Here is a 15,142-nt window from a genome sequence, read left to right on the forward strand (position 1 = left end):
ACAATGAAATAAAGGCATATAGATATCTATATGCCTTTATTTCATTGTTTTTATTTATTACTTACCACATGCGGATGCGGTCTTCCGGTTTTTTATACAGTTTGTCTCCTGGTTTCACATCAAATGCTTTGTACCAGGCATCCATGTTTACGGGTGCGCCAATAGTTCTGTAAGGACCTGGAGAATGTGGATCTGTTTTGATCAATTGTGCGGCTGATTCCGGCAGGATATTTCCTCTCCAAACCTGTGCCCAGGAAAGGAAGAAACGCTGATCCGGGGTAAAGCCATCAATTTTTTCTTCAGACTGTCCTTGTTTGGTCAGTTTAAAAGCGGTGTAGGCTGCATTTAAGCCCCCCAGATCACCGATGTTTTCGCCCATGGTCAGTTTTCCGTTGACGTGGATGGTGTCTAACACGGTATAGCTGTCAAACTGTTCGCCGAGTGCTTTGGTCTTGGCTTCAAATTTGGCTTTGTCTTCTGCAGTCCACCAGTTGCGCAGGTTACCTTCTTTATCATACTGGCTGCCGCTGTCATCAAATCCATGAGACATTTCATGGCCGATAACGGCTCCGATTCCTCCATAATTTACGGCATCGTCTGCATCAGGAGCAAAGAATGGGAATTGCAGAATTCCGGCAGGAAATACAATTTCATTCATGGTTGGGCTGTAGTAGGCATTGACGGTTGGGGGTGTCATTCCGAAGCGGGTCCGGTCTACTGGTTTGCCCAGTTGGCTGATCATATCGTTATAGGCCCATACATCTGCATTGCGGAGGTTTTGGAAATGGGTGGAAGGTGTAATGATCAGGCCTTCATAAGTTTTCCAGTGTTCAGGGTAGCCAATTTTTGGGGTAAATGCATGAAGTTTTTCCAGCGCTTTTTCTTTGGTTGCGGGGCTCATCCATTCCAGGTTTTTAATTCGGATCTCAAACGCGGTACGCAGGTTCTTGATCAGCTCTTCCATTCTGGCTTTTGCTTCAGGCTTAAAATATTTCGCTACGTATAATTGTCCAAGGAGTTCGCCGATATTGTTATCGGTTAAGGAAGACATTCTTTGCCATCTTGGTGTTTGTACACGCTGACCGGTTTGTGCTTGTGTAAATGCAAAGTTTGCGTTTACAAAGGGAGAACTCAGGGAAGATGCGCTGTTCTTTAACACGTTCCATTCCAGATAGGTTTTCCAGTCTGCTACGGAAACGGTTTTGAGTAAGCCATCAAGGCTGGTAAAGAATTTTGGTGCAGAAACCAGGAGGGTATCTTGTCCGGTTACTTTAAGTTTTGGCAGAATGGCTGCCCAATCTAAACCTGGGGTCGTTTTCGAGAAATCGGTTACTGTAAATTTATTATAGGTTTTGTATGGATCGCGCATCTCCAGGCGGCTCATTTGGGCCTGGGCAAGTTGCTTCTCGATAGCCATTATGGTGGCAGCTTTTTGAGTACCTTCTGCTTCAGAACTTCCTGTTAACGTAAACAAGGTAGTCATGTATTTTGTATAGGCTTCTCTGATCTTTACAGAACGGGAATCGTCTTTCAGATAATAATCGCGGTCTGGAAGTGTCGTGCCTCCCTGGCTCAAAGATGGCAGGTATTTGTTGACATTCTTTCTGTCTTGCGCAACGTAAAAGCCAAACATGGGGCTGGCAATGCCTGCGGAGCGCATGGTAATGGTTTCCTGGAGTATACCTTGAAGGTCTTTTATTTTCTTGATCCGGGCGAGGTCTGTTTTGATCGGGGTATAACCTAGTTTTTCAATGGTCAGGCTGTCCATGGCGGCGGTATAAAAATCCCCGACACGTCTTTTGGGAGAACCTGCGGGTGCTGACCGATCTGCAGCAGCATCCTGCACCAGGCCTTTTACGGCGTTAATGTTGAAATCGCGGAGTTCATTGAAACTTCCCCAGCGGGTTTCTTTGGCTGGAACGGGATTGTTTTTAATCCAGGTGCCGCTGGCATATTCATAAAAATCGTCTCCTGGTTTTACACTCAGGTCCATATTGGCTGGATCGATTAATTTAGCTGGATGTTGTTGTGCGGAAGCAGAATAGCTGGCGGCCACAATTCCCAAAATAGCAAAATAGCTTTTCAGTTCTTGTAAATTCATACGTGTTTTATCTATGTCTCAAAGAAGACTGGGGCAGGGATAGGTGAAAACCTGTCGTCAATCTTTATTTATAAGTTAGTATGTACAACGAGGTACAATAAAAACTGAAATTAGGGAATAGATTTAAACAATTAGCCTGTCTAATGAAAATTTTACTTGTTGAACCAATAATAGAGTTTGGTTAAGCCCAGTTTTCTGATGATATGCCCTGTAAAAGAAAATACTTTAAGCGACTTCATGATCTCGTGATTTATACAGTATTAACATTTTTTAACATAATTTATTGTGTAGATCTGAATTTATTTAATATAGATAGGCGCTCAGGGTGCTCTACCGCGGCATTCTAAAAATCATTACATTTGGCCAACTAATTTATAAGCATGAAGAAATTTCTTTTAGTATTACCTTTTTTGAGCCTGTTTTTCTATGCGGGTGCACAAAATAAGAACCTAACAATGCAGGATGCAATGCTGAATGCAAGAACAACGCTGGCACCGGAGAACCTTTCGCAGATTCAGTTTGTTTATGGAACCGAACAATATGTGTATGCAAAACGTTCTGGAAACGATGTGACCTGGCTTGCGGGTGATTTTAAAAGTAAGGAAGAAAAGACCTTATTGACTTTAGAGGAGTTGAACCAGAAACTGAAAGCTGCGGGCAGAACAGAATTGAAAGCGATGCCTATGATTCAGTTTAATCAGGGTGCAGACTGGATCTTAAATATCCAGGGAGAGAAGGTAGCTTATAATCCGGTTAAGGGGAGTTTCACCATTTTGATTGATGCTGCAACGGCTGCAAAAGCAAATGTAGAGCAAAGTAAAGCAGGTTATACTGCTTATCTGGATCATTTTAATTTATTTGTTGCTAATGGTACCGGTGCGAAGCAGGTAACTCAGGATGGTAGTTCTGATATTGTATATGCTTCTTCCGTTCACCGGGATGAGTTTGGTATTTCTAAAGGTACTTTTTGGAGTAATAGTGGTAAAGTACTTGCTTTTTACCGCATGGATCAAAGTATGGTGGCCGATTATCCGATCATTGACTGGACAAGCATCCCTGCAAAAAATGTAAACATAAAGTATCCGATGGCCGGGCAAAAAAGTCATCATGTGACGGTTGGTGTATATAATGCGGTAACCGGAACTGTGGTGTATTTAAAAACAGGGGAGCCTGCAGAACAGTATCTGACCAATATTGCCTGGAGTCCGGATGATAAATATATTTATATCGCTGTATTGAACCGTGGCCAGAATCATATGAAGCTGAATCAATACGATGCGGTGAGTGGTGATTTTGTGAAAACCTTATTTGAAGAGAAAGACGAAAAGTACGTGGAGCCATTGGTGCCTATGTTGTTCCTGAAGAATGATCCTTCAAAATTTATCTGGCAAAGCAACCGTGATGGCTGGAACCATTTGTATCTGTATGACGTGAAAGGCAAATTGCTGAAGCAATTGACTAAAGGTGCCTGGGAAGTTTTGGAAGTAAAAGGCTTTGACCAAAAAGGGGATAACTTGTTCTATGTTTCTACGGAAGAGTCGCCAATTACCAGGAATTTATATGTGTTGAATGTGAAAGCGGCTAAATCGAGAAGATTGACCAGTGGTTTTGCTGTACACACAACGCAGGTAAGTACTTCCGGACAAAGCATTATTGATAATTATAGCACGCCGGAGGATCCAAGAACAATCTTGCTTTCGGAAGTTGCCAGCGGTCATTCAAAAACCTTATTGCAGGCCAAAAATCCTTTGGCAGATTACAATACTAAGGCATCGGAGATTTTTACCATTAAAAGTGCAGCAGGAGATCCTTTGTATTGCAGTTTGTATAAGCCTGTAGGTTATGATGCTAGTAAAAAATATCCTGTAGTGGTGTACTGGTATGGTGGCTCTCATGCGCAACTGATCCTGAACAGCTGGAATGCGGGTGCTGGTGATTACTGGTTCCGTTATATGGCAGAACAAGGTTATGTGGTATTTGTGATGGATACGCATGGCAGCGACAACAGGGGGAAGGCTTTCGAGCAGTCCATGTTCCGCAGAGTTGGGGATGTGCAGATGCAGGATATGATGACCGGGGTAGATTATCTGAAAGCTTTGCCTTACGTAGACGCAGACCGGATGGGTTTGTTTGGCTGGAGTTTTGGTGGTTTCAATACGGTTGATTTTATGTTGAACCATCCTGGGGTGTTTAAAGCGGCAGTTGCTGGTGGACCAGTGATCAACTGGAATTTGTATGAGGTGATGTATACTGAACGTTATATGGATACGCCTCAGGAGAATCCTGAAGGTTTTGCTGCGACAGACCTGACACAGAAAATTGGGAACCTGAAAGGTAAATTGTTATTGATCCATGGTATGCAGGATCCTGTTGTATTGCAGCAGAATACGGTTTCTTTGGTGAAAAGCGCTGTAGATAAAGGAGTGCAGGTAGATTATATGATTTATCCTGGTCATGAACATAATGTATTGGGTAAAGACCGTGCACATTTGTATCAGAAAGTGACTGATTACTTTATGCAGAATTTAAAGTAGGGGTATTTTAGTTGATGAAAAAGGTCTGGTGTACAAGTTGTGCATCAGACCTTTTTTTGTTTCTGTCATCTGTCTTTTTTTCTTTATTTTTGCAGTTCATAAAGATATTTTTTCGCATATAATGAGCATTTCTACAAAATACGATCCGGCAGCAACCGAAGACAAATGGTACAGTTACTGGCTTTCAAAGAAGTTTTTTCACTCTGAGCCTGATGAACGTGAGCCTTATACAATTGTAATTCCTCCGCCAAATGTCACCGGGGTCTTACACATGGGGCACATGCTGAACAACACCATTCAGGACGTATTGATCCGTAAGGCGCGTATGCAGGGTAAAAATGCCTGCTGGGTACCTGGAACAGATCATGCTTCTATTGCTACAGAAGCAAAAGTGGTAGCGATGTTGAAGGAAAGAGGGATCAGTAAAGAAAACATTACCCGCGAAGAGTTTATGACCTATGCCTGGGAATGGAAAGAAAAGTACGGGGGTATTATCCTCGATCAGTTGAAAAAACTGGGCGCCAGCTGCGACTGGGACCGTACCCGTTTTACGATGGAAGAGGATATGTCTGCTGCAGTAATTGACAGTTTTATTCATTTGTATAAAAAGGGTTGGATCTATAGGGGAATCCGTATGGTGAACTGGGACCCTGCGGGCAAAACGGCGGTTTCTGATGAAGAGGTGATCCGCAAGGAAGTGAACCAGAAGTTATATTATATTAAGTATACCATTTCAGGTTCTGAAGATTCCATTACGATTGCAACGACACGTCCGGAAACGATTATGGCCGATGCGGCGATCTGCATCAACCCTAATGATGAGCGTTATACCCATTTAAAAGGTAAAAAAGTATTTGTGCCTTTGATTAACCGTGAAATCCCGGTTATTGAAGATGAATATGTAACAATGGACTTTGGTACGGGCTGTTTGAAAGTAACTCCTGCACATGATTTGAATGATTATGAGCTGGGTGTTAAACATAAATTGCCGGTTATCGATATCCTGAACGATGATGGTACTTTAAATGAACTGGCTGTTATCCTGGTAGGTGAAGATCGCTTTGCTGCAAGAAAGAAAATTGCGGTATTGCTGGATGAAGCTGGCCATCTGGATAAAGTAGAAGATTATAAATCGCAGGTTGGTTTTTCTGAGCGTACAGATGCCGCGATTGAGCCAAAGCTGTCTATGCAGTGGTTCTGTAAGATGGACCAAATGGCTAAACCGGCTCTGGACGATGTACTGAATGGAGATGTTAAACTGATTCCGGAAAAGTTTGTGAACACCTACCGTCACTGGATGGAAAATGTACGCGACTGGAACATCAGCCGTCAGTTATGGTGGGGGCAGCAAATCCCGGCCTGGTACGATCATCAGGGCAATTGGGTAGTCGCTAAAACCAAAGAAGAGGCCTTGGAGGAATTCCTGAAATTAAAAGATAAAGAAGGTGGTTTTACAGCAGAAGAGGCTGCGGGTTATAAAAACCAGCTGTCACCTTTTGTAAAACAGGACCCGGATGTAATGGATACCTGGTTTTCTTCCTGGTTGTGGCCAATTTCTGTATTTGATGGGTTTAAGAATCCTGGAAATAAAGAGATCAGCTATTATTACCCAACCAATGACCTGGTTACAGCGCCTGAAATTTTGTTTTTCTGGGTAGCGCGTATGATTATGGCCGGTCATGAGTTTATGGGTAAAAAGCCTTTTACTAATGTGTACCTGACAGGAATTGTTAGAGATAAACTGGGTCGTAAAATGTCTAAATCTCTGGGGAATTCTCCGGATCCGATTGGCTTGATTGAAAAATATGGTGCCGATGGTGTAAGGGTAGGAATGTTATTGTGTTCGCCCGCAGGGAATGACCTGATGTTTGATGAAAGCTATTGTGAGCAGGGGAGGAATTTTGCCAACAAGATTTGGAATGCCTTCCGTTTGGTGAAGGGCTGGGAGGTTAACGATCAGCTGGAAAATCCAAATGCACAGGCGATCTCCTGGTTTGAAAACCGTTTCAACGAGGCTTTGGCTGAAATTGAAGATAACTTTAAACAATACCGTTTATCTGAAGCTTTAATGGCAACTTATAAATTGGTTTGGGATGATTTCTGTGCCTGGTACCTGGAAATGGTTAAACCGGCTTATCAGCATCCGATTGATGCGGAGTCTTTGAAGGCAACAATTGGTTTCTTTGAGCGGATCTTGAAATTATTGCATCCGTTTATGCCTTTCCTTACAGAAGAATTGTGGCATGATGAACTGTTTGGCGAAAAAGGGGAACTGGATTGTATCATCGTTGCGCCTTATCCAACTTTTACAACGGCAGAAAGCCAGATCTTAAAAGATGTTGAGGTCGTTAAACAGGTGGTTGCAGAGATCAGGAACATCAGAAATACAAAACAGATTTCTCCTAAAGAGGCTTTGCCTTTGAATGTTAAAGTGAATTCTACGTTGGATTATGAGAAATGGCTGAACATTATTTTCAAACTGGCCAATATCAATGAGGTGGAGTTTGTGAACGATAAGATTGCAGGTGCTGCCAGCTTTATGGTTGGTAACGATGAATTCTTTATTCAGCTGAATGAGACTATTGATGTGGATGCAGAAAGAGAACGTTTAAATGCGGAACTGGTTTATTTAAAAGGCTTCCTGAAGTCTGTAAATGCGAAATTGGGCAATGAGCGTTTTGTACAGAATGCAAAACCGGAGATTATTCAAAATGAGCGCAATAAGCAGGCGGATGCAGAATCCAAGATCAGGATTATTGAAGAAAGTCTTTCTGCACTGGTAAGTTAAAAGGTATATATAAATAAAGAGCGGCGAGCTAAGGATCTGAGGGTCTTTAGCTCGCTTTTTTTAGGGTAATCCTGTAGGCGCATCTTCTGTCGCCTGCAATGATGTGGTTTACCCTGGAGATGTCTACTGTATTCCCCAATACAAATTTAAAGGTATTCAGTTCTGAACTGCAGAAACCCTGGCACACCTGGGCGGCAGCACAGATAGGGCAGTGGTTTTCAACGAGTAAATAACCTTCTTCGTCTTTACTGTACTCGGCCATATAGCCTTCTCTTGTCCGGATTTCCGCAAGGCGTCCAATCCGGGTTTCCAGATCAATTAAGGATTCCAGTTCCCGCTGGTATTTTTCTTTACCGCTGATTTCATTGGCATTGATCACGCTTTGAAGTGCTTCTTCTCCCAGATTTTGTTTAATGAGCTGGATCAGCTTGACGGTAAGTTCTGCATGGGTATCTGGAAAACCAGCATTGCCGGTGGCAGTGAGTGTGAAAAACTGTGTGGGTCTGCCTACTCCCCTGGATTCATGCTGGCTCTGGATCAGTCCTTCTTCTGTGAGTTTTAACAACTGTAATCTTGCGCCTTCACTGGTCATTCCCAGTTCTTTGGCTATTTCAGCTGCAGTTAAGGCACCACGTGTCTTCAGCAGCATTAAGAATTTATTTGTCTTCATAATCTAATAAAACAAGTAATTAGTTGTTTTATTCACAAAAGTACTAACTTTGCTTAACTTTTAAGAATATCCACGATTTATTTTGATGATATGCACGAATTTACATAACCCTCTTTAAACCCTAATTTTTACCTGAGAATAATCTTTGTATTTCACTGCCTGAGTATAGCGCTCCAGGGGCATGGAATGCTTTTGTCAAAAATTTTAAAATACAGTAGAATATGAAACCTATAAATTTACCTTTAATAAGCCTGGCAGTAAGCTTGCTCATTGCTTGCGGACCTCAGCAGCCTACAGAAGGGCAAGGCCAGCCTGCAGAATTTCCTGTGATGCAGGTGGAAACGCAGGATGCGGTTATAAACAACGACTATCCTGCAACAATTCAGGGTCAGCAGAATATAGAGATCCGTCCTAAAGTTGACGGTTTTGTGGAAAAGATCTTTGTTGATGAGGGGGCTGTGGTGAAAAAAGGCCAGCCTTTATTCCGGATCAGTGCCCCTCAATATGAACAGGAGATTAAAACAGCTTCTGCGGCAATTAAGAATGCAGAAGCCGAATTGAATACCGCCAAAATGCAGGTGGAGAAAACCATTCCTCTGGTTAAAGAAGGCATCATCAGCAATTATGAATTGAAGCAGGCTTCTTTTAATCAGCATGCTAAAGAAGCTGCTCTGGCGCAGGCTAAAGCTAGTCTGGCCAATGCCAGGACCAATGTAGGATATACGATGATCAGCAGCCCGGCGGATGGGGTGGTGGGTAATATTCCCTACAAGACCGGAAGCCTGGTGAGCAGCAGTTCGGCACAGCCGCTCACAACGGTATCCAATATCAGCAGGGTATATGCTTATTTCTCTTTTAATGAAAAGAAATTCCTGGATTTTGCGGATCAGTATGGTGGGAAAACGATGGAAGATAAACTCCGTCAGTTTCCGCCGGTTCTGTTGTTGATGGCCAATGGAAAGGCTTATCCGGAAAAGGGAAGGATGGAAACTTTAAGTGGTTTGATCAGTACAGAAACAGGTTCAGTAAATCTGAGGGCCAGTTTTCCTAATCCGGCCTCTTTGCTCAGGAGCGGGGCCAGTGCAACGATCCGGATCCCGGCGGTTTTGAAGCAGGCATTGTTGATCCCCTCAAAGGCGACTTATGAAATGCAGGAAAAAATGATGGTTTTTACTGTGGACCCAAAAGGAAAAGTAAAAAGTACCGAAATCGAAATCCTGGATCTTCCTTCGGGTGAATTCTATGTGGTTAAAAAAGGCCTGCAACCGGGAGATAAGCTGGTTGTTGAGGGAGCAGGCGCACTTAAAGACGGCATGGAGATTAAGCCTGTATCTCCTAAAACTAAACGTTTGGTCTCTTCTAAAATTTAAAATTATGTTAAAAAAGTTTATTGATAATCCGGTACTGTCTACCGTGATATCGATCATTATCGTGATACTGGGTTTATTGGGTTTGTATGCTTTGCCTATTTCCCAGTATCCGGATATTGCTCCTCCGGCGGTTGAAGTGACGACTTCTTATCAGGGAGCTAGTGCGGATGTGGTCATGAAAAGTGTGATTGTGCCTTTGGAAGAAGAAATTAACGGTGTGGAGAATATGACTTACATGACTTCCAAGGCCAGTAATGATGGTACCGCGAACATCACCATTAATTTTAAACAGGGTACTGATCCGGATATGGCGGCTGTAAACGTGCAGAACAGGATCACTAAGGCCACCAGTCTGATGCCTGCTGAGGTAATTAAAATGGGAATAACAACCAGTAAGAGGCTGAATAGTGAGGTGTTTTCATTTTTATTGTACAGCGCAGACGGAAAGTACGACCAGCGCTTCCTGGACAATTACTTAAGGATTAATATTATTCCTCAGATCAAAAGGGTGCATGGGGTTGGAGATGCCCAGGTATATGGTGGAAAAGATTACAGTATGAGGATCTGGCTAAAGCCGGACGCTATGGCGGCCTATGGATTGATTCCTTCGGATGTGACGAGTGCTCTTGCAGAACAGAATATAGAGGCTGCGCCGGGTAAGGTGGGAGAGAACAGCAACCAGTCTTTTCAATATACACTGAAATACACGGGCCGTCTGGAGAAACCGGAACAGTTTGGTGATATGATCCTGAAATCTGTGGGCAACGGGCAGGTGTTGAAATTGAAGGATGTGGCGACCGTTGATCTGGGTTCGTTTACCTACTCCAGCACATTGATTGCTCAGGGGCATGAATCGCCTTATGTGGCCATTAACCAGACTTCGGGTTCTAATGCGCATGAGATCATTAAACAATGCGAAAAGATTCTGGCGGATGCGGCACTTACTTTTCCGAAGGGGGTAAAATACAGTGTATTTACCAATGCCAATGAGTTCCTGGATGCTTCTATTTCTAAACTGATCTCTACGATTATTGAGGCTTTTATCCTGGTGTTCATTGTGGTCTTTATTTTTCTTCAGGATTTTCGTTCTACATTGATTCCGGCGATTGCAGTACCAGTGGCGATTATCGGTACCTTCTTTTTCCTGAAGTTATTTGGTTTTACCATTAACCTGTTGACCTTGTTTGCCCTGGTGTTGGCCATTGGAATTGTAGTGGATGATGCTATTGTGGTGGTTGAGGCGGTACACGCTAAACTGGATCAGGGTGCAAAATCGGCCAAGAAGGCGACCATGCATGCTATGAGTGAAATTAGTACGGCGATTATTTCTATTACCCTGATCATGGCCTCGGTATTTATTCCGGTAACTTTTGTGACTGGGTCTGTTGGAGTGTTTTACAAGCAATTTGGTTTAACGCTTGCGGTGGCCATTCTGATCTCGGCAGTGAACGCTTTGACTCTGAGCCCTGCTTTATGTGCTTTGCTGTTGAAACCTCATGGGGAGCATGAGAAAGTAAAGACGGGATTCCTGCAACGGTTTTACGCTGGGTTCAACGCTTCTTTTAACCGGATGACAGCGAGGTATAAACAGGCTGTTATCTTCCTGGTGAGTAGAAAATGGATCTCTTTTGCGGGTATCGCCTTGTTTGGTTTGCTGTTTTGGTTCCTGGTTAAAACCACACCAACCGGATTTGTACCCAATGAAGACAGTGGTTCTATTTATGGAAATGTGATCCTTCCTCCAGCCAGTTCGCTGGAGCGTACAGAAGAAATTTCCAACCAGATTGACAGTATTGCCAGGTCTATTCCGGAAGTGGAATTGTCTTCCCGTTTGGCGGGTATGGATTTAATGAGCGGTACAGGTAGTTCCTATGCGGCTATTTTTATCCGGCTGAAACCTTGGAAAGAAAGAACAAAAAAGGGACAGGATATTCAGAGTGTTGTGGGGCAGTTGTTTGCAAAAACGGCTGGAATTAAAGGTGCAAATATCATCTTTTTTGCGGCGCCTACTTTGCAGGGCTTCGGAAATAATGATGGTTTTGAGTTTAAGCTCCAGGACAAAACCGGAGGAAGTTACCAAGCCTTTAACCAGGTGATTGGTGGGTTTATGGGGGCACTGAATCAGCGTCCGGAGGTAATGTATGCGGCAACTTCTTATAATACCGGTTTTCCGCAGTATGAAGTGAGTGTCAATGTGGCCAAATGTAAAGAGGCTGGAATTTCGGTAAATACGGTTCTGAATACCTTGCAGGGATATCTTGGTGGTATTTATGCTTCAGATTTTAATCGTTTTGGTAAACAGTATAAGGTAATGATCCAGGCGGAGGCCTCGCAGCGGATGAACAAGGAGGCCATTGATAAGATCTTTGTACGGAACGACCGGGGAACAATGGCGCCGATCTCTGAATTTATCGAGTTGAAAAAGATCTATGGACCGGAGTTTATCAATCGATTCAATTTGTTTACGGCTGCATCGGTAAATGGCGCACCAAAACCGGGTTATAGTTCTGGAGATGCTATAAAGGCCATTCAGGAAGTGGCGGCAAAAACGCTTCCGCAAGGGTATACTTTTGAATTTTCAGGTTTAACCTTGGAGGAGCTTTCCAGCGGTAGTCAGACGATGCTGATCTTTATATTGAGTTTGCTCTTTATTTACTTCTTGCTGAGTGCCCAGTACAAAAGTTATATTCTTCCGTTTTCTGTATTGCTTTCTTTGCCTATTGGTTTGGCTGGTGCGTTTTTGTTTGCGCGTTTGTTTGGCCTGGACAATAATATTTTCCTGCAGATCAGTTTGATTATGCTGATTGGATTACTGGCCAAAAATGCCATTCTGATTGTTGAATTTGCTTTGATGAACCGCTTAAGTGGCAGAAGCCTGGTACAGTCTGCAATTGCGGGGGCAACCGCCAGATTAAGACCTATCCTGATGACTTCTTTTGCCTTTATTTTTGGTCTGCTGCCTTTAATGTTTGCTTCGGGTGCTGGTGCCATTAGCAACCGTTCTATTGGTACGGCTGCGGTTGGGGGGATGCTGATCGGGACTGTTTTCGGTGTATTTGTGATTCCAGTTCTGTTTATCGTTTTCCAGGGGATTCAGGAGAGGATTGGTGGTAGTAAAAAAGCTGAAGGGATAGATTATAGGCCTGAACCTGTTGAATTTCAGGCTCTGAATTAGGATGTAAATTATAAATAGATGAGAAATGATGAATAAATATATAGGGCTTTTATTTCTGGCTGTTTTGACAGCCTCTTGCCAAAGCGCCAAAGAGTATCGGCTTCCTGAAGTGAATAAAAGTAAAAGCTATCGGGGGCAGGATGATCAGGACACAACGTCAATTCTAACGGTACCTTGGGACAAATTGTTCACGGATACTTTGTTAAAAAAACTGGTGCAGGAGGGCCTGGCTAAAAACCTGGATCTGAAAGTGGCTGTTAAGCAAATGGATATTGCTCATGCGGCAATGGTGCAGAGCAAAGCTGCATTTTTACCGGAACTGAATGGAAAAGCTAGAGTTACAAGATCGAAACTGGCCTTTCCGCAGGGATTTGGCCTGGTTAATCAGTCTACGCAGTATGATGTGTCTCTGAATGCAAGCTGGGAAGCAGATATCTGGGGGAAACTCAGGAGTGCAAAAAAGGCAGCGCTGGCCAGGATGCTTCAATCTGAAGAGGCTAAAAGGGCGGTGCAGACTCAATTGGTTGCGGATATTTCTAGTTTATATTTTAAGCTTCTTGCGATGGATGAGCAGTTGAGGATCCTGGAAAAGACAGTGAGTAACCGCAAAGAGGATGTGAAGGCAATGAAGTCTTTAATGGCTGCAAATGTTGTTAATGGAGCTGCCGAAGTGCAAAGCGAGGCCAATCAGTATGGTGCTGAAGTGGCCATTCCTAAATTGAAAAGACAGATCCGGGAAACGGAGAATGCCTTGAGTACTTTATTGGCCAGGCCTGCATCGGCGATTCCAAGGGGTAATTTAAATCAGCAGAAACTGATCGTGGATCTTCATGCAGGGGTTCCTGCCCAGCTTTTACAGAACAGGCCGGATGTTAAACAGGCGGAGTATGCGTTCAGAGCAGCTTTTGAGGATACAAACGTGGCGAGGCGGTTTTTTTATCCTTCTATCAGTTTAACTGCTGCCGGGGGCTTTACCAGTTTTAGTTTTAAGGATTGGTTGAGTGCGCCGGGCCTGTTTGGAAATGTGGCTGCGGGGATTTTGCAGCCGGTTTTAAGTAAGGGGGCCAATAAGGCTAGGCTAAGGACTGCACTGGCGGTGCAGGAGCAGGTTGGTTATGCTTTTGAGAAGTCGGTATTGAATGCGGCGGAAGAGGTTTCGAATGCTTTGTATGGATGGCAGGCCGCTGGCGAACAGCGGGAGATCAGGAAGAAACAGGTGGTGTTGCTGGAGCGGTCTGTGGATTTTACGAAGAAATTGTTGAAGTATAGCTCGGCGACGAATTATACGGATGTGTTGACTTCGGAACAGGGATTGTTGGCTGCGGAATTGGAAATGGTGAATGATCAGCTGGAACAGTGGAACGCGGTTATTGGGTTGTATAGGGCGCTTGGAGGGGGTTAGAGTGGTGTTGTGTTACCGCAAAATCTGCTGGTCTGACTCTAAGGCTGCGCCGGCTTAGGCGTCCTGAAGAGGCCGCAAACCCGCCAATGCCTTCTCGCAGACACAGTAGATTTTGCTTGCGCCATCAGCAGGGGGGAGATCCAGGTATGATGCAGAGAAGGAAATGGTGTTTATGCTGTTTTTTAATATGAATAGGATTTGCGAATTGCAGGTATGAAACTTTGCAAAAAAAAGAGGAATGCTGTTGAGAGGCCTTGGCGGGTTTGCGCCCCCTTCAGGGCGCCTAAGCCGGCGCAGCCTTGAAACAGCATTCCTCTTTTTTTCTATTCTTTAAGCAAAGCCAATTATGTTTTTTTAAGCAAAGCCAGTTTAAAGGGCAGGATACAAAGGCAACTCTTCTACAAAGAGAAAACGGCTTTCCAGGTGGTTGATAAGTGCATAGCAATGCTTCAATCCATTGGTAACAACAAGCCATTTGGCTTTGTGTACGGAATTGTATCTGGCGACCTGGTCAAAGACGGATTGGGAGATTTTAACGGAGGGCGCTTTACACTCGATAACCATGATGCGTTCGCCGTTGGTGTTGTAGATCACGATGTCTGTTCTTTTCTGGAGTTTGTTCAGTGTTAAGCCACCTTCAATCTGGATGAGTGATTTTGGGAACTTCCTTTCCAGGACCAGGAACTGGATAAAGTGCTGACGTACCCATTCTTCTGGTGTCAGGACAAGATGTTTTTTCCGGATTTCATCAAAAATATACAGCTGATCTTCCTTCCTGGTGATTTTGAAAGGATAGGCAGGAAGATTAAGCGGAACAGGGTTAAATGCCATTTGTGCAAAAATAACCTTTAATATTTAGTTTTTAGCCGTTACATTTGGATAATTATATGACTGCTTCAGATATTATAAAAGACCTCAAAGCCAAAAAGTTTAAGCCTGTTTATTTATTGCATGGTGAAGAACCCTATTATATAGACCAGATTATTCATTACATGGAAGAGCATGTATTGAAGGATATGGAAAAAGGCTTCAACCAGACTGTACTGTACGGTAAGGATACCGATATGGCTACTATACTGAATGCGGCGAAGAGATATCCCAT

At 43.5% G+C, this 15,142-nt stretch carries 8 protein-coding genes and 1 pseudogene; 6 read left to right on the plus strand and 3 right to left on the minus strand.

The features are described from left to right. Nucleotides 1-61: 61 nt before the first annotated feature. Nucleotides 62-2,101 (minus strand): M13 family metallopeptidase, encoded by a 2,040-nt coding sequence (locus VNZ46_RS25300; RefSeq protein WP_325563801.1) that lies wholly within the window; start codon nt 2,099-2,101, stop codon nt 62-64. Nucleotides 2,102-2,481: 380 nt separating this feature from the next. Between VNZ46_RS25300 and VNZ46_RS25305 the strand changes: the two genes are divergently transcribed. Together VNZ46_RS25305 and VNZ46_RS25310 are read left to right on the plus strand one after the other, a co-directional pair. Beyond that, entirely contained in the window at nt 2,482-4,635 is a 2,154-nt protein-coding gene (locus VNZ46_RS25305) for a S9 family peptidase (protein WP_325563803.1), read from the plus strand. Between the two features lie 121 nt (nt 4,636-4,756). After that, nucleotides 4,757-7,423 (plus strand): valine--tRNA ligase, encoded by a 2,667-nt coding sequence (locus VNZ46_RS25310; RefSeq protein ID WP_325563805.1) that lies wholly within the window; start codon nt 4,757-4,759, stop codon nt 7,421-7,423. 46 nt (nt 7,424-7,469) lie between these two features. On the opposite strand, the gene VNZ46_RS25315 is transcribed toward VNZ46_RS25310, so the two are convergent. Then, nucleotides 7,470-8,093, minus strand: a complete 624-nt coding sequence (locus VNZ46_RS25315) for a metalloregulator ArsR/SmtB family transcription factor (RefSeq protein ID WP_325563807.1) — start codon at nt 8,091-8,093, stop codon at nt 7,470-7,472. A 221-nt stretch (nt 8,094-8,314) separates the two neighbouring features. Between VNZ46_RS25315 and VNZ46_RS25320 the strand changes: the two genes are divergently transcribed. The 3 genes from VNZ46_RS25320 to VNZ46_RS25330 are packed head-to-tail and all read left to right on the plus strand — an operon-like array spanning nt 8,315 to nt 14,040. Further along, the gene (locus VNZ46_RS25320) at nt 8,315-9,463 is read left to right on the plus strand and encodes an efflux RND transporter periplasmic adaptor subunit (RefSeq protein WP_325563809.1); all 1,149 of its coding nucleotides are present in this window, start codon (nt 8,315-8,317) and stop codon (nt 9,461-9,463) included. 4 nt (nt 9,464-9,467) lie between these two features. Further along, nucleotides 9,468-12,638 carry an efflux RND transporter permease subunit gene (locus tag VNZ46_RS25325; RefSeq protein ID WP_325563811.1) on the plus strand — a complete coding sequence of 1,057 codons (3,171 nt, stop codon included), beginning with the start codon at nt 9,468-9,470 and terminating at the stop codon, nt 12,636-12,638. Nucleotides 12,639-12,663: 25 nt separating this feature from the next. Beyond that, entirely contained in the window at nt 12,664-14,040 is a 1,377-nt protein-coding gene (locus VNZ46_RS25330) for a TolC family protein (RefSeq protein ID WP_325563813.1), read from the plus strand. Nucleotides 14,041-14,409: 369 nt separating this feature from the next. On the opposite strand, the gene VNZ46_RS25335 is transcribed toward VNZ46_RS25330, so the two are convergent. After that, the gene (locus VNZ46_RS25335; RefSeq protein ID WP_325563815.1) at nt 14,410-14,871 is read right to left on the minus strand and encodes a type I restriction enzyme HsdR N-terminal domain-containing protein; all 462 of its coding nucleotides are present in this window, start codon (nt 14,869-14,871) and stop codon (nt 14,410-14,412) included. 56 nt (nt 14,872-14,927) lie between these two features. Here VNZ46_RS25335 and VNZ46_RS25340 point away from each other — a divergent pair. Then, nucleotides 14,928-15,142, plus strand: a pseudogene (locus VNZ46_RS25340) (DNA polymerase III subunit delta); the annotation flags it as partial.

Origin of the sequence: Pedobacter sp. (assembly GCF_035566355.1) — a bacterium.
In the GTDB taxonomy this organism is placed as follows: Bacteria; Bacteroidota; Bacteroidia; order Sphingobacteriales; family Sphingobacteriaceae; genus Pedobacter.